General features: G+C 62.3%; 16 protein-coding genes and 1 pseudogene. 10 read left to right on the forward strand and 7 right to left on the reverse strand.

Annotated features, from left to right (window positions below):
• Positions 1–7: 7 nt before the first annotated feature.
• Positions 8–1,198 carry a zinc-dependent alcohol dehydrogenase gene (locus tag ACFQ24_RS07935; protein ID WP_025290545.1) on the reverse strand — a complete coding sequence of 397 codons (1,191 nt, stop codon included), beginning with the start codon at positions 1,196–1,198 and terminating at the stop codon, positions 8–10.
• Positions 1,198–1,776, reverse strand: a complete 579-nt coding sequence (locus ACFQ24_RS07940; RefSeq protein WP_025290546.1) for an SRPBCC family protein — start codon at positions 1,774–1,776, stop codon at positions 1,198–1,200. Before ACFQ24_RS07940 ends, ACFQ24_RS07935 begins: the two co-directional genes overlap by 1 nt.
• Positions 1,777–2,042: 266 nt before the next feature.
• On the opposite strand from ACFQ24_RS07940, the gene ACFQ24_RS07945 reads away from it, so the two are divergent.
• From ACFQ24_RS07945 to ACFQ24_RS07980, 8 genes are all read left to right on the forward strand, one after another.
• Entirely contained in the window at positions 2,043–2,789 is a 747-nt protein-coding gene (locus ACFQ24_RS07945; protein ID WP_185703111.1) for a Crp/Fnr family transcriptional regulator, read from the forward strand.
• Positions 2,782–2,967, forward strand: coding sequence for a hypothetical protein (locus tag ACFQ24_RS07950; RefSeq protein ID WP_185703110.1), 186 nt, complete (start codon positions 2,782–2,784; stop codon positions 2,965–2,967). The genes ACFQ24_RS07945 and ACFQ24_RS07950 overlap by 8 nt, the downstream gene beginning before the upstream one ends.
• Positions 2,968–3,146: 179 nt before the next feature.
• A complete protein-coding gene (locus ACFQ24_RS07955) occupies positions 3,147–4,148 on the forward strand; it encodes a PAS domain S-box protein (protein WP_380910290.1) in 1,002 nt (333 codons plus the stop codon).
• Between the two features lie 84 nt (positions 4,149–4,232).
• The gene (locus ACFQ24_RS07960; protein ID WP_185703108.1) at positions 4,233–4,802 is read left to right on the forward strand and encodes a CinA family protein; all 570 of its coding nucleotides are present in this window, start codon (positions 4,233–4,235) and stop codon (positions 4,800–4,802) included.
• 4 nt (positions 4,803–4,806) lie between these two features.
• Complete coding sequence (locus ACFQ24_RS07965; RefSeq protein ID WP_380910293.1) at positions 4,807–5,322, forward strand: hypothetical protein; 516 nt, start codon at positions 4,807–4,809, stop codon at positions 5,320–5,322.
• Entirely contained in the window at positions 5,322–5,804 is a 483-nt protein-coding gene (locus tag ACFQ24_RS07970) for a DUF421 domain-containing protein (RefSeq protein WP_185703106.1), read from the forward strand. The genes ACFQ24_RS07965 and ACFQ24_RS07970 overlap by 1 nt, the downstream gene beginning before the upstream one ends.
• A gap of 108 nt (positions 5,805–5,912) precedes the next feature.
• Positions 5,913–6,425, forward strand: a complete 513-nt coding sequence (locus ACFQ24_RS07975) for a hemerythrin domain-containing protein (protein WP_185703105.1) — start codon at positions 5,913–5,915, stop codon at positions 6,423–6,425.
• A gap of 29 nt (positions 6,426–6,454) precedes the next feature.
• Positions 6,455–7,312, forward strand: coding sequence for a glucose 1-dehydrogenase (locus ACFQ24_RS07980; RefSeq protein ID WP_185703104.1), 858 nt, complete (start codon positions 6,455–6,457; stop codon positions 7,310–7,312).
• A gap of 90 nt (positions 7,313–7,402) precedes the next feature.
• On the opposite strand, the gene atpD is transcribed toward ACFQ24_RS07980, so the two are convergent.
• Complete coding sequence (gene atpD, locus ACFQ24_RS07985; protein ID WP_279606512.1) at positions 7,403–8,563, reverse strand: F0F1 ATP synthase subunit beta; 1,161 nt, start codon at positions 8,561–8,563, stop codon at positions 7,403–7,405.
• Between the two features lie 310 nt (positions 8,564–8,873).
• Here atpD and ACFQ24_RS07990 point away from each other — a divergent pair, with 310 nt between their 5' ends.
• Positions 8,874–9,299, forward strand: coding sequence for a hypothetical protein (locus ACFQ24_RS07990; RefSeq protein ID WP_185703103.1), 426 nt, complete (start codon positions 8,874–8,876; stop codon positions 9,297–9,299).
• 103 nt (positions 9,300–9,402) lie between these two features.
• Entirely contained in the window at positions 9,403–10,146 is a 744-nt protein-coding gene (locus tag ACFQ24_RS07995; protein ID WP_185703102.1) for a Bax inhibitor-1/YccA family protein, read from the forward strand.
• Positions 10,147–10,225: 79 nt separating this feature from the next.
• Here the strand turns inward: ACFQ24_RS07995 and cls are convergent, their stop codons facing one another.
• The 4 genes and pseudogenes from cls to ACFQ24_RS08015 all read right to left on the reverse strand — a co-directional run.
• Complete coding sequence (gene cls, locus ACFQ24_RS08000; RefSeq protein WP_380910296.1) at positions 10,226–11,656, reverse strand: cardiolipin synthase; 1,431 nt, start codon at positions 11,654–11,656, stop codon at positions 10,226–10,228.
• Between the two features lie 43 nt (positions 11,657–11,699).
• A complete protein-coding gene (locus ACFQ24_RS08005) occupies positions 11,700–12,527 on the reverse strand; it encodes a universal stress protein (protein ID WP_185703100.1) in 828 nt (275 codons plus the stop codon).
• A 322-nt stretch (positions 12,528–12,849) separates the two neighbouring features.
• Positions 12,850–14,148 (reverse strand): MgtC/SapB family protein, encoded by a 1,299-nt coding sequence (locus ACFQ24_RS08010; RefSeq protein ID WP_185703099.1) that lies wholly within the window; start codon positions 14,146–14,148, stop codon positions 12,850–12,852.
• 150 nt (positions 14,149–14,298) lie between these two features.
• Positions 14,299–14,390, reverse strand: a pseudogene (locus ACFQ24_RS08015) (integrase catalytic subunit); the annotation flags it as partial.

Below are 14,390 nucleotides of genomic sequence, written 5' to 3' on the forward strand. Positions count from 1 at the left end.
TCTCTCCTTACGCGGCAACCCGATCGAGCCCGGGCTTCAGGACCACCTTGGTCACGTCGTTCTGATGATCGTGGAAGATCTTGTAGCCATCGGGCGCCTCGCTCAGTGGCATGCGATGGCTGATCAGGAAGGTCGTATCGATCTTCCCCTCCATGATCGCATTGAGCAGCCCCGGCAGATAATGCTGCACATGGGTCTGGCCGGTCTTGAGGGTCAGGCCCTTCTCCATGAAGGCGCCCAATGGAAACTTGTCGACGAAGCCGCCGTAGACCGCCGGCATCGAGACGCGCCCGCCTTTGCGGCAGGCGATGATCGCCTGGCGGATCGAGTGGGTGCGATCGGTGCCCGTGAAGGTCGAGACCTTGATCTGGTCCCAGACATTGTCGGCGAACAGGCCGTGCGCCTCCAGCCCGACCGCATCGATGCAGGCGTCGGGGCCGATGCCGCCGGTCATCTCCATCAGCGCCTCGTAGGTCTTGCTCTCTTCGAAATTGATCGTCTCGGCGCCGAACTTCGCCGCCAGTTCGAGCCGGCGCGGGAAATGATCGATGGCGATCACGCGTTCGGCACCCATCAGGAACGCCGCCTGCACGCAGAACAGCCCGACCGGGCCGCAGCCCCAGACCGCGACCGTGTCGCCGGGCTCGATCTCGGCATATTCCGCCGCCTGCCAGCCGGTCGGCAATATGTCGGAAAGGAACAACACCTTGTCGTCCTCGACCCCGTCGGGGATGACGATCGGGCCGACATCGCTGAACGGCACTCGGACATATTCGGCCTGACCGCCCGCATAGCCGCCGGTCATATGGCTGTAGCCGAACAGCCCGCTCATCGGCTGGCCGTAGAGCGTCTGGGCGATGTCCTGATTGTCGGCCGGGTTGGCGTTGTCGCAGGCGGAATATTGGTGCTTACCGCAATGGTAGCAGCCGCCGCACGCGATCGTGAACGGCACCACGACGCGCTGGCCCTTCTTGAGCGTCGACCCGGGACCGGTCTCCACCACCTCGCCCATGAACTCATGCCCAAGAATGTCGCCGGCTTGCATCGTCGGGATATAGCCGTCGTAGAGATGCAGGTCCGATCCGCAGATCGCGGTCGAGGTGACCTTGATGATCGCGTCGCGGGGGTTGAGGATCTCGGGATCGTCCACCGTATCGACGCGGACGTCATGCTTTCCGTGCCATGCCAGAGCGCGCATCAGGCCGTCTCCTCTTCGAATTGCTTTCGGGTGCGAGCCGCCGTGGCGATCTCGCCGGTTTCCATGAGCTGCTTGAAGCGCCTGAGGTCACGCCGCGCCTGGATGGCAGGCTCGCGCTGGAACATTTTGGCGATGATCTTGCCGATGAACCCCGCGGGCGGATCATAGAGAATCGTCGCGGTGACCACCGTGCCGCGATCGCCCGCATCGCGGAAATCGATCCGGCCGCTATTGGGCACGTCAGCGCCGTCCTTGGACGCCCAGGCGATCAGCTCATTAGGGCGCTCTTCGGTGATGACCGCATCCCACTCGACCGTTTTCCCGCCCGGCGCCTTGACCACCCAGTGGCTGGTCGCATCATCGATGACATCGACCCGCTCGACATTGTCCATGAAGCTGGGAAGCCGACTGAAATCGCGCCAGTAGGCATAGAGCTCTTCACGCGGGCGCTTGATGGTGACCGAGCGGCCCACAAGACTATCGCCCTTCGCTTCCACCAGATTGCCTGTCGCATCGCCAATCTTGTCGGACCGTTTCGACGTCGTGATCGGCGCGTCGTCATCACGCAGTTCGGACATTTCGCTTCTCCTGCGGGTGTTGTGCTCAGTGAAGAAACAAGGCATTCATGACGCCGTTCCTGCGTGAAGAACGTCCCGTCACGATAGCGGCTCGCCTCGCGTCATTGTGTAGGTGCCGACATCTTCAACGAACCCGCCCCTAACCGTTGAGTTGCCTGTCAGCGCCGCCGCTTAACAATGATCATAGCGAAACTTCACCTCGGCTGGATCGGCCAGGCCTCATCGCTCGTTCAGACCATGCGTTCTTTATTCAGGCAGATTGTCGGATGTTGATGGACCGACTCCTCGCGAACCGACGCGGCGTCGCTCTGACGCCCGAGGAGCGTGCGCGGCTGGAAAGCACGATCAGCGAGGTCCGGACCTTCGAACCGCGTTTCGCCATCGTCGAGGCGGGCAGACATGTCGAGGTCAGCACCTTCCTGCTCGAAGGCATCATGTCCCGCTACATCCAGGACAGGAAGGGCTTGCGGCAGCTTGTTTCTATCCATGTTCCCGGTGAGTTCGTCGATCTTCATGCCTATCCCATGCGCGAACTCGATCATTCGATCGGCACGCTCACTGCCGTCACGGTGGCGCTCGTTCCGCATAAGGCGCTGAAGGAAGTTCTCGATCCCCGCCCCGAGCTCGCCCGCAAACTCTGGTTCTCGACGCTGATCGACGCCGCCATGCATCGTGCTTGGCTTTTTCGGGTGGGCCGGCTGGATGCGGTCGGGCGGGTCGGGCATTTCCTTTGCGAGATGAATGCGCGGCTCTATGCGGTGGGGCTCTCGGACGGGCGGCGTTTCGTCCTGACGCTCACCCAGGCCGACATCGCCGAGATTTGCGGCCTCACCACCGTCCATATCAACCGGGTGCTGCGCCAGCTCCGTGAAGCCGGCCTCTGCCAGATGCGTTCCTCGCTGGTCGAAATCGACGATCCCGAAGCCCTCGCGCGGCGCGGGAATTTCTCGCCGGACTATCTCTATCTCGATCCCCCTCCGCAAAGCGTTGATAAGGAAGGTCCCCATGTCTAGCTACTCGCCGACCGACCCGTTCGCCGATCCCGGTATCGCGACGGCAGAGGATGGCCACGTCATCCTCGAAGGGCCGGGGGGGATTGCCATCACCATGACCGCGGAAGCCGCGATCGCCACGGGCCAAAGTCTGATCGAAGCGGGAGAGCAGGCCCGGAAGGTCATCGAAAGCGACTGACCGCATTACATGCACGACTGACAATTATCATATCGAAACAACAGGCCGTCAGTTTGTCGTCTGCCAATGGACCTGCTATCTCATTGGCTGGCCGACGGCCAACGCACAGTCGGAACAGCCGCGCACTTGCACGGACGACATACTCTCCTTCAATGCGCAGCCGCAAGGAAGGATGAACCATGCCGCCGGCAAGCCTGCATTCCCTGTCCGACCCGCACTTCTCCGCCGACACGGCCGCCTGGCTCGCGGCGATTGTCGAGGATTCTACCGACGCCATCCTCAGCAAGACGCTGGATGGCACGATTACCAGCTGGAATGCGGGCGCCGAGCGCCTGTTCGGCTATTCGCGCGAGCAGGCTATCGGACGGCCGATCAGCCTGATCGTCCCGGAAGATCGGCTGCATGAGGAGGCGGATATCGTCGCCCGTCTTCGCCTTAGTGATCGCATCGGCCGGTTCGAGACGGTCCGGCGAACCCGCCAGGGCATATCCGTTCATGTCGAAGTGACGATCTCCCCGCTTCGAAGCGCGGACGGAACGATCATCGGCGCCTCCACGATCGCACGGGATATCGGCGATCGATTGCGCCATGCGAACGAGCAGGCGCTGCTGCTGGGCGAGATGCGGCATCGGGTCAAGAACCTGCTGTCGATCGTTCAGGGCCTCATCAGCATCGGCAGCCGCCGCGCCGATGATGTGCAGACATTCACCGAGCAATTGACTGCGCGTATCACCTCGCTCGCTGCCGCACAGGCGCTCGTGCTGCACAGCGAGGACGGGTCGGAGGGCGCCTGCGCGACCCTGGGCGAGATTCTTGCGGCGGTGATGGCGCCCTATGAGAGTGATGGCATCGCTCTCGCGGATTGCGATGCAGCGGTGGGCCAGCACGCAATGACGTCGCTCGCCCTGTTGTTCCACGAACTCGCCACCAACGCGGTCAAATATGGCGCGCTTTCAAATCCCGAAGGATCGCTCCGCGTCGAAATCACGGCAGACCGGGAAGCGGTTTCTATCCTGTGGCGCGAAACCGGTGGTCAACGATCGGAAAGCCCTCAGATCGGGTTCGGCACGACCCTGCTGCAGGCAACGCTCAGGGGATTGCAGGGAACCATAGATCGGGAATGGCGCGACGGCATATTCGCAACCAGATTGATGCTGCCGTGTGACGCGCTTGCGCGGTGACAGGCACCCGGCTCCCTATTCGCAATTCGTCGCTGGGAACGGCGGTCGGGAGAAGCGTGTTGTAAAGCAGCAGGATGAAGGAAGATGTCTTCGCCCAATGGTGCAAAGCAGGTCACGGATGCCGAAACTCTGTCTCCGGCGCTGCCAGACGAGGTCATCCGCGCGGCCATGTCGCTCCTCGAAACTGCGAGCACGGCCAAAATAGGCCTCGCGACTGCCGAAAGCTGTACCGGAGGGCTGCTCGCATCACTCCTCACAGACATAGAGGGCGCCAGCAACGTCTTCGACCGCGGCTTTGTGGTCTATAGCAAGGAGGCCAAATGCGACCTGCTGGGGCTCAGCCATGAGATGATCGACGATTGCGGCGCGGTCAGCGAGCCGGTGGCGCGCGCCATGGCCGAGGGCGCCTTGCGACGATCGGATGCGCGGCTGGCGATCGCGATCACCGGCTTTGCCGGGCCAGGCGAGCCCGCTGACGAGCCAGGGCTGGTTCATTTTGCCTGCGCCGCGCACGGGGTCGAGACTCAGCATATCGTCCGGCATTTCGGCGATATCGGGCGTGGCGCGACCAGGATCGAGAGCCTGCGCGTCGCGCTCCACATGCTGATCGACATGCTGCCGGCCGTGGCGGCTCGTCCGCCGCAGGCGGCCTGACGACGTGCCGGATTTGCAGGCGCCCGACGGCATTTCTGAAGAGCATGTGCGAGACCATGGCCGGGCGAGCCCGGTGCCGGTTCTTTGCCTAGCAGCTCTGCTCGGTCTTGGCCTCACCGGGTTTCTTGGCGGCCAGTCTCATGAGGTGCGTCTGACGCAAAGCGATGCCGCGAGCCTCAGCGTTCGAACGCCCCGCGTGCTGCGCAACGGCATGGTCTTCGAAACGATCGTCGAAGTGGTGCCGAAGCGTCCCGTCGCCGATCTCGTCATCGGCGTTTCCGCGCCGCTCTGGCGGGAAATGACCATCAACACCATGATCCCCACCGCAGAAGAAGAGAGCCACAAGGACGGCCATCACCGTTTCTCCTTCGGCTCGGCCGAGCCGGGAGAGACATTCCGCTTCAAGATCGACGGTCAGATCAATCCGCCCCTGTTCGCCGGCACAAGCGGCGAGATCGCGGCATATGACGGCGACCACAAACTTGCCGGCGTGCCGGTCTCGATCAGGGTACTGCCCTGATGGATATCATCCTGCGCGCCAGCGTGATGTTCTTCATCATGTATCTCCTGCTCCGGCTGCTGGGCAAACGGGAGCTGAGCCAGGTCACGCCGTTCGAGCTGGTCCTGCTGGTCGTGATGGGTGATCTCGTGCAACAGGGCATCACGCACAACGACCTCAGCATGACAGGCGCGGCACTCGCCATCTCCACCATCGCCTTCTGGGCATTGACGCTGAGCTGGATCACCTATCTCTCGCCGCGCGCCGAACGGTTGCTGGAAGGCGTGCCCCGCGTGCTGGTCAAGGACGGTGAACTGATCGTGGCGAACATGCGCCGTGACCGCATCACGCGCGTGGAAGCGGAGATCGAGATGCGGCTGGCCGGAATCTCCCGGATCGCTGAGGTCGCCTGTGCGATCCTCGAGTCCAATGGCAAGATGAGTTTCATCGCGAAGAAAGATGACGAGGCCGCCAGGCAGCAGGATGACGAGAAGATTACGTAGGATTGATTGTTGTTAATATCGCAGGCTTTTGGCCTTTTGCGAGTGGTTCGCAGGGAACATTGGGGCTCATCCACCCATTTCCGGGGCAGCACTCCACAGGAGGACTTCATGCCCAGCGAAACCTTCACCGACGCTATTGCGCTGCCCAAGGCTGATCACCGAAAGGTCGAGCAGCTGTTCGAGCAGTTCGAGAAAACCAGTTCGTCCGGCAAAAAGCAGAGCCTCGCCCATGAGATCTGCACCGAGTTGAAGATCCACACGCTGATCGAGGAAGAAATCTTCTATCCCGCTTTTCGGGGGAAGATCGAGAACGACACGCTCGACGAAGCCTATGTCGAGCATGACGGCGCCAAGGTGCTGGTGAACGACATCGAGGCCGGCAGCCCCGAGGACGATTTCTACGACGCGAAGGTCAAGGTGCTCTCCGAGGAGATCAAGCACCATGTCCATGAAGAGGAGATGCCATCGGAAGGCATGTTCTCCCAATGCCGCAAGACGGATGTCGACCTTGTCGCACTGCGTGACCAGATGCTGGCGCGCAAGGAAGAGCTGGTGGCGCAGGCGAAATCGGCCGGGTTGCCGCTAGCCAAGCCTACGGCCGTGCATCTGATTGCCGCCTGACATTCATAAGCTGCTGAAGGAGCCTCACGATGGCCGACGACCCCCGACCGCCTTATCCCGAGCAGCAGCAGCCGATGCCGGGGACGACCGGAGCGATGGACCCGCGTCCCGATCATGGCGAGGAAAGCTATATCGGATCGGGCCGGCTCGACGGCAAGCGCGCGATCATCACAGGCGGCGACAGCGGCATCGGACGGGCGGTGGCGATCGCCTACGCCCGCGAGGGCGCTGACATTCTCATCTCCTACCTCAACGAGGATGAGGATGCGCGTGACACGCAGAAGTGGGTCGAGGAGGCCGGTCGCAATGCCGTACTCATCGCCGGCGATATCAGCGAGGCCGCCCACTGCCGGGCGATCGTCGAGAGAGCGGTCGAAGAATTTGGCGGACTGGATATCCTCGTCAACAATGCCGCACATCAGGCAAGCTTCGCCGAGATCGGAGATATCTCCGACGAGGAATGGGAACTGACCTTCGCGGTCAACATGCACGCGATGTTCTATCTGGCCAAGGCAGCGGTACCTCACCTCGAGAACGGCGGCGTGATCATCAACACCACGTCGATCAACGCCGATCAGCCCAACGCTCATCTGCTCGCCTATGCAACAACCAAGGGCGCTATCCAGAATTTCACGATGGGGCTCGCGCAGATGTTGGCCGAAAAGAATATCCGGGTGAATTGCGTCGCCCCCGGCCCGGTATGGACGCCGCTCATCCCCGCGACCATGCCGCCAGAGGCAGTGAAGAATTTCGGTGACAACACGCCGATCGGCCGCGCCGCTCAGCCGCGCGAACTGGCGCCGCCCTATGTGATGCTCGCGACCGATGAAGCGAGCTATATGACCGGTGCGACAGTTCCGGTGACCGGTGGTCGGCCATTTATCTAGTGTTTGGCCCCAACATGTGATGATTTAGTTTTTGACGATAAGGACGTGAGGTTTTGGAAGTGCCGGTAAACGCCTGGGTCACAACAAAGGCTAGGTCAGGAAGCGCTGAAGGCGGCCTGCGCGGCCCACGGCCAGCCTGTCGTCCTGCCCCAGTTCCTCGATGCCGAGCCGCGAGATGATGTCCTGGAGCTTGCGATAATGGGCGATCGTCTTTCGCGTTGCTTGGGCCAGCGCATAATGGTCCTCTCCCACTACGATCGGATCGAGCAGCATGGACGACGATCCGAGAGGATCGACCGCCGGGTACATGCCTTCGGCCGCCATCGCGCGGGATAGAAGGACTTTGCTGTCGAGATGCGCGGAGATCGCGGTCACCGCCGGATCGGTGAAATCGTCCGCCGGGACATAGACGGCTTCGATCGCCGTGACCGAGGCTCCCTCGACCGATGCGATCCGCTCCTGGAGCGCAGCCACTTCGCTCGCCAGAGTGGGCTGATAGTCGACGCGCGATGGCATCCGGCCCAAGAGCCCGGACACCTCGCTGCCCGCCCGCACGAAGCGGAAGACTTTATCCATCAGCAGCAGCACGTTGCGCTTCTGCTCGAGCCGGAAATATTCGGCGATGGTGAGCGCAGTCAGTCCGACACGCCAACGTGCGCCAGGCGGTTCATTCATCTGACCGAAGACTAGCGCGGTCTTCGCGATGGCGCCCGATTGGCCCATGTCGGCGAGCAGCTCATGGCCTTCGCGCGAACGCTCGCCGATGCCGGCGAACACCGCCACGCCTTCGTAGCGCGCGACCATGGCGTCGATCAGTTCCATGACGAGCACGGTCTTGCCGACGCTGGCACTGCCGAACATCGCTGCCTTGCCGCCCTGCGCCAGCGGACTGAGCAGGTCGAGAACCTTGATACCCGTCTCGAACATGGCCGTGGCGGCGCTCTGCTGCTCGAGCGCGGGCGGGGGGCGGTGTATCGGCCGGCGGAGCACATCGGCTTGAAGAGCAGCGCCGCCATCGCCGACATTGCCGGTCGTGGTCAAGAGGCGTCCCAGAACTTCATCCCCAACGGGAACCATGATCGCGGCGCCGGTAGCCTCAACGGCGGCGCCGCGGTTGAGGGCGCTCGTCGTCTGCAGGGCAACGGTGCGCGCCGTGTGTTCATCGATATGGCTTTGCACCTCGGCAACCAGCGTTCCTGCCGAGCCTGCGTCGATATGCAGCGCATCGTTGACCGGCGGCAACTTACCCACGCCGAATTGCACATCGACCACCGGACCCCGGATGGCGACATATGCCCTTTCGGCAGAATGGGGGAGGGTGACACGGCACCAGGCTCCCTTCGCATGGCCGACAGCTATCGCCGTTTTCCGCGAGGTCGATATGCTTGTCTTTACGGAGGACTTTGGCGAGATGCCTGTGGTCCGAGGCGCGTCCAGCCCGTGGCCAGGCGGTCCGCTGAGTTACGTACATGTCCCGATGGCGAGCCGCGCCGATGCTTGCGACTTTACCATGCGCGGCCCCCATGGCGCCTCAAGCCCACACGAAACCGGAGAAGCCGACATGTCGCAACCCCTCGATACTATGCTCGCGCTGACGCAGGCGAATATGCGTCTGGCGCTGAAACTTGCCGAAACCTGGCGGGAAAGCGGCCAGACGATGATCGAGATCGGCGGGCGAGGAGCATCCGAGGTCGCCGAAGAGACCCGCGCTGCGATTTCGAAGAGAGCTGAAGGCGGCACGGTCGCCTTGCCAAACACCGGCCATTTGCAGGATTATCTCGGCGAGCTGGAATCGCTAAGGGTAGCAACAGCGGAGAAGGTGGAAGAAGCGGTCGCCGACTGGCGGAACAGCCTCTCATCGACGGTAAGCTCAAGCCTCGATGCCAAGGGCGCGACACCATTCGATACTCTTTTCAAGCCCTGGTTCACGTTGTTGCAAGGCAGTGCACAGGCCGAAAAGCCGGATGCAAACAAGGGCGGCAAATAAGGGGCTCCAGCCCCGCGGGCCGAACGGCGAACGTTCAGATCAAAGCTCCAGAGATTGTTCCGGTGCCATTCAAGCGCCGCTTAGCTGAAAAGGATCGAATTCGATGGCACAATGGTCTGACCCGAGGGCTAACCCCATGCCCCGCGCAGCAACCACATCCGTTGGCGACGCAGCATTCGATCGCGGGCTGCGATCCTATATGCTGTCTGTCTACAACACCATGGCGTCAGGCGTCCTGCTCACCGGAATCGTGGCGTTGTTGTTCGCCTCCGGTGGCGAGACCTCGCTTGCTGCGCAGCTCTTCACCCAGGGCGGCCCCCTGAAGTGGGTCGTAATACTCGCTCCGCTCGCCATTGTTATGGTCCTCAGTTTCCGCGTCAACACGCTTTCGCTCGGTGCAGCGAAGGGGCTCTACTGGGCTTTTGCTGTACTCATGGGCCTGTCTCTGTCGACGATATTCCTCGTCTATACGGGGACCTCGATCGCGCAGACCTTTTTTGCGACCGCAGCTGCGTTCGCCGGCCTCAGCCTCTTCGGCTACACGACGAAGAGGAATCTCTCGGCGATCGGCACGTTTCTCATCATGGGCGTCGTCGGTCTGCTGGTCGCGATGGTGATCAACCTGTTCCTGCAATCGAACGCCATGGCATTCGCCATCAGCGCGATCGGCGTGCTGCTGTTCGCGGGTCTCACCGCCCACGATACCCAGAAGATCAAGAGCATGTACTTTACGATCCAGGGTTCGGATATCCTCGGCAAGTCCGCCGTCATGGGTGCACTGACGCTCTATCTCGATTTCATCAACCTGTTCACCTTCCTGCTCCAGCTCACCGGCGACCGCCGTTAGGACGAATCCGCTGGGGAATGCGGGGGGACAAGGCGGCCAAAAAAGCGCCTGCCGCTTGGTGCGCTGGCAAGCGTTCCAATCAAAGCAGCGGGCTGATCAGGCGAGCCAGGTTCTCGGCTATTTTGCGGTGAAACGGACGGCTGGCCCAATCTTTTGCCAGCAGTTCGCGGCTTCCTGAAAAATAGCGCTCCTGCAGTGTGTTGAGGCGGCGGACCTGATCCGGAGCGTAGAGGATGAGATTGGCTTCCGCGTTGAGCGTGAAGGATCGGATATCGACGTTGCTGGACCCGATCGTCGCCAGATCGCCATCGACGCTGACGTGCTTCGCGTGCAGCAATCGATCTTCGTAGAGGAAGATGCGGACACCGCTACGCAGCATCTCCGCGTAGAATGATCGTTGCGCGAGGCCGACGAGCCGTTGATCCTGCACAAGGGACAGGACGAGACGAACATCGACGCCGCGCAGTACGGCCGACTGGATTGCCTCGATCAGGCCTTCGTCCGGGATGAAATAGGGCGTCGTCACGACCACCTGCTCGCGCGCCGCATAGAGGAGCGCCACGGTCAGGCGTTCACTTCCCGACACTGGATAATCGGGTCCGCTCGGCAGGAGCTGCAGCGATATGTCGCCTGCGCATATCGGTTTTGGAAAGAGCGCCGGGTCAGCGAATTGCTGCTCGGTCTCCAGATACCAGTCCGCCAGGAAGACCGATTGCAGTTGGGCGACGATCGGGCCTTCGACGCGTGCCATCAGTTCTTCGTTGCGGATGCCAGGGCGGAAATCCGCCGCGACGATGTTTTGCGACCCGATATAGCCGATTGCCCCATCGACGATGCAGAGCTTGCGATGGTTACGCAGGTCGGCGCGTGCCGGTCGCCAGCGAAGAGGCCTGACCGGCAGAACTTCGCGCGCCTCGACACCTTGCGCAAGCAAGGCGCGCAGGACGGAAGAGGCCCAGGGCCGGGAGCCAAGCGCGTCAATCATGACCCGGCACCGCACGCCGCGCCGGGTCGCACGGCCAAGACATTCGATCACGTGCATTCCCACGGCATCGTCGGCGAATATGTAGGAGAGGAGGTGGACATGGTCGTGCGCTGCATCGATGTCGCGACACAGACGATCTATCACGCCCTGGTAGTCGTCGAGCAGATCCAGGGCATTGCCGCCGACCGCGGGCAACTGGCCGAGGTTCCGGACGAGCTTCTCGATCGGTGCACGTTCATGCTCGAGGCATGGCGCGAAGACCCTCGTCGCGGCTGCGATAACGGCGTCTGCCTGGCCTGATCGCGGCATTCCCGCGAACCGCTGTTGCCGCCATTTAGGGAAGCGCGGCCGACCCACGAGGAAGTACAGGATAATTCCCGGGATCGGCAGAAAGAAGAGCAGCAGCAACCAGCTGCGCGCCGCCTCCGGGGATCTTCGGAACGGGACGGCAATGACCATCGCGAGGCGGATGATCCATTCCGTCGAAAGATAGAAAAGGCCCCAATGATTCTCTAGATACGCCATGCGGCCATGGTCACCGCTATGGCGGTCGCCAGCAAGTGCCGGCCTATCTCGAGAGCAGGAGCGGGATGCGCACGTCCTGCAGCAGATGCCTGGTCACGCCGCCCAGGAAGATATCCCGGACGCGTGAATGCGCGAATGCGCCGATCGCGAGGAGGTCAGCACCGGACGCACTCGTGAATTCCTCAAGTGCGTCCGAGACAGTCCGACCCACAGAGCTTTGTTGATGCACCTCTACCTCGAAACCGTGTCGCGCGAGATGACGCGCGATATCGGTGCCGGGTGAGGGGCCATGCCCTGTCTCGCTGGGTTGGGCGTCGACCGCGACGATATCGATATGCGCGCCAGGGTCGAGTACCGGCAGCAGATCCTTTGCGGCGCGGCGGGCTTCTGGCGATGCGTCCCAGCCCAGAACCGCATGGCGAACCCGCTCGAGATGGCTGTCATCCGGAAGGATGAGAATCGGGCCCGTAGACGACATCAACGCGGCCTCGACGCTGCGGCGTCGAAGTTTGGGGTTTTCGAAGGTCGACGGTCCGCCGACCAGCAGCATGTCGGCATAGCGACCTTCGACGCTCGCCGCGCCGTTTAGGTAGGCCGGCGCGTCGGTCACCGCGCGCACTTCGACGGCGATCGGGGCATGCTCGATCAGTGCCTTGACCGCGGCGATCCTGCGCGACTGTTCGGCTTCGATTTCTTCGAATACGCCGGAATAGGCTTCATAGGGCGGCAGGATCGCAGGATCCCAGAAAATATCGGTCAGCAAGGTGATCGCGAAATGGGCGTCCTGCGCTTTGGCGAACCCGATCGCGCGCTGCACGAATGCTGCGCTCTTGTCGCCGTTGTCCACGATTGCGACGATATCCTTGAGCATCGATCACCTCCTGCCTGTGCGGGCAACCTAAAAGGCCGGTAGTCGCGACACACTTGGGGAATCCCCGTAGTTTTCTGCCGAGCTTCCAATGCCGCTGGCGGGGGCTTTGCGGCGGTGTGCCGTCTCGCGCGCCTCTATACGCCTCACGCAGGTCTCCATCTGGCGGGGAGGGGGTGACGCGGCCCAGGGACCGCTTAGGGCGCGCCACACGGCCCTTACTCCATAGCGAGCAATGACCCTCACTCCTGACAAGAGCCCCCCTTCAGAGCGCTTGTCAGGAGACCATTTTCGCCCTGCCGCCGAGCCACGGTCTCGATGGCATTCAGAAGGGCAGACGCACATCGATCAGCAGAAGCGGAAGCATCATCAACGCGGCCGCCGTGCTGAGAAGGAGCGGGCGTGCCGCAGGAAGGCCGCGACGCCACCCCGCAATCCCGATGGCGATACCGGCCTTCAAGACCGTATTGAGGAGAACCGGCGCCGCGAGGATCAGCCCAGCCGTGACCGGCGCAAGACTGGAGGGCGGCAGCCCTCCCATGGTGATGATGGCGGAATCGACGTCCACCATGCCGGAAATGGCGAGCACCGTCGCCAACCCGGCATCGCCGAAATGGGCGAGGACCCAGCGTGCGATGAGGGAAAGGAACATCACCAGGGCCACGAGGATCAGCGCTGGCCCAAGTTCGAATGGATTTCGAAGTGCGATCTGTTTCTCGCCGGCGCGTTGCTGGCCGGCCACCTTGCGCAGCGACCACCAGGTGGCAATGAGGCTGATCAATGCCGCAGGTCCGATGATCAAGGTGAGTGAGCTCAGGGCAAAGGGCGCGAGCACTGACACCATCAGCAGAACACGCAGGAACATCACCGCCGAAGAGGCCGCGATTCCTGCAATCAACGTACCGGGCGCTTCATCGTCGACGCGAAGACGGGTTGCAAGCGAGGCCGTGACCGCCGTCGACGACACCATCGCGCCGGCAGCGGCTGTCGCGATGGTGCCTCGCGATGGCCCGAACCTCTTCGAAGCAACATAGCCGACGAAGGACAGGCCGGAGACAAGAACCACCATCGTCCAGAGCTGGTGCGGGTTCCACGCTTCATAGGGGCCCATCGCGCGGTCGGGGAGAAGGGGCAGGATCGCAAGCGCGATCAATGCAAAACGCGCTATGGCCTGAACTTCGATTTCGCTGAGGCGGCCGAGCCATCCATGCAACTGACGCCGAAGCGACAAGACCAGCGTCACGACGGCAGCTGTGACGCTGGCAATGACCGGTTGGCCGATCGTCGCGAGCAGCCCTATGCAAAGCGTGAGCAGCATGACGATGGCCATCGTTGCGCTGACGTTGGGGGCATTTGCGAGAGACTGCCGATATCCGACTACCACCAGCGCAGCCACTGCTGCAACCAATATGGCCGCCAGAGAGATATGAACCGTCGAGCCGATCAGTCCCGCCAGGCCTCCCGCGAGAGCGATCAGCCCAAAGGTGCGAATTCCGGCAATGCGGGAACCTGCCTCCGCTTCACGATAGGCCCATCCGCGCTCGACACCGATCAGCAGGCCAAGCGCGAGCGCGAGGCCGAGATGTTCGAGTTGCAAGATCGCGGCCGTGGACTGAGCTGTCATGTGATCGGCCGTGCAGGACGCGAGAACGCTAGTGATCGAGTGCGACCGCGCTGCGTGCGGGTCATATGATGTGAGCGCACCGGTTGGGTAACACATGCGAAGCTGTCACTCTCGATTGATCTGCCCCCACCGAGTGGACCGATTGGTTTGTTAGTGGATTAAGCCCATCGCCGCCATATTCGGACGGAGGTGGAGCGAAGCGGAACCGGAGGCCGGATATGGCGGTGTCGCCGTTTCCGGTG

Origin of the sequence: Sphingobium olei, from assembly GCF_042678845.1 — a bacterium.
GTDB classification, from domain to species: Bacteria; Pseudomonadota; Alphaproteobacteria; order Sphingomonadales; family Sphingomonadaceae; genus Sphingobium; species Sphingobium olei.

Bases quoted from the DNA above. Each gene is read 5' to 3' on its own strand.
- ACFQ24_RS07950 (WP_185703110.1), top strand. From the start codon at position 2,782: ATGTCTAGCTACTCGCCGACCGACCCGTTCGCCGATCCCGGTATCGCG.
- ACFQ24_RS08010 (WP_185703099.1), bottom strand. From the start codon at position 14,148: ATGACAGCTCAGTCCACGGCCGCGATCTTGCAACTCGAACATCTCGGC.
- ACFQ24_RS07945 (WP_185703111.1), top strand. From the start codon at position 2,043: ATGTTGATGGACCGACTCCTCGCGAACCGACGCGGCGTCGCTCTGACG.
- cls (WP_380910296.1), bottom strand. From the start codon at position 11,656: ATGGCGTATCTAGAGAATCATTGGGGCCTTTTCTATCTTTCGACGGAA.
- ACFQ24_RS07960 (WP_185703108.1), top strand. From the start codon at position 4,233: ATGTCTTCGCCCAATGGTGCAAAGCAGGTCACGGATGCCGAAACTCTG.
- ACFQ24_RS07990 (WP_185703103.1), top strand. From the start codon at position 8,874: ATGTCGCAACCCCTCGATACTATGCTCGCGCTGACGCAGGCGAATATG.
- ACFQ24_RS07975 (WP_185703105.1), top strand. From the start codon at position 5,913: ATGCCCAGCGAAACCTTCACCGACGCTATTGCGCTGCCCAAGGCTGAT.
- ACFQ24_RS07935 (WP_025290545.1), bottom strand. From the start codon at position 1,198: ATGCGCGCTCTGGCATGGCACGGAAAGCATGACGTCCGCGTCGATACG.
- ACFQ24_RS08005 (WP_185703100.1), bottom strand. From the start codon at position 12,527: ATGCTCAAGGATATCGTCGCAATCGTGGACAACGGCGACAAGAGCGCA.
- ACFQ24_RS07995 (WP_185703102.1), top strand. From the start codon at position 9,403: ATGGCACAATGGTCTGACCCGAGGGCTAACCCCATGCCCCGCGCAGCA.
- ACFQ24_RS07940 (WP_025290546.1), bottom strand. From the start codon at position 1,776: ATGTCCGAACTGCGTGATGACGACGCGCCGATCACGACGTCGAAACGG.
- ACFQ24_RS07980 (WP_185703104.1), top strand. From the start codon at position 6,455: ATGGCCGACGACCCCCGACCGCCTTATCCCGAGCAGCAGCAGCCGATG.
- ACFQ24_RS07970 (WP_185703106.1), top strand. From the start codon at position 5,322: ATGGATATCATCCTGCGCGCCAGCGTGATGTTCTTCATCATGTATCTC.
- ACFQ24_RS07955 (WP_380910290.1), top strand. From the start codon at position 3,147: ATGCCGCCGGCAAGCCTGCATTCCCTGTCCGACCCGCACTTCTCCGCC.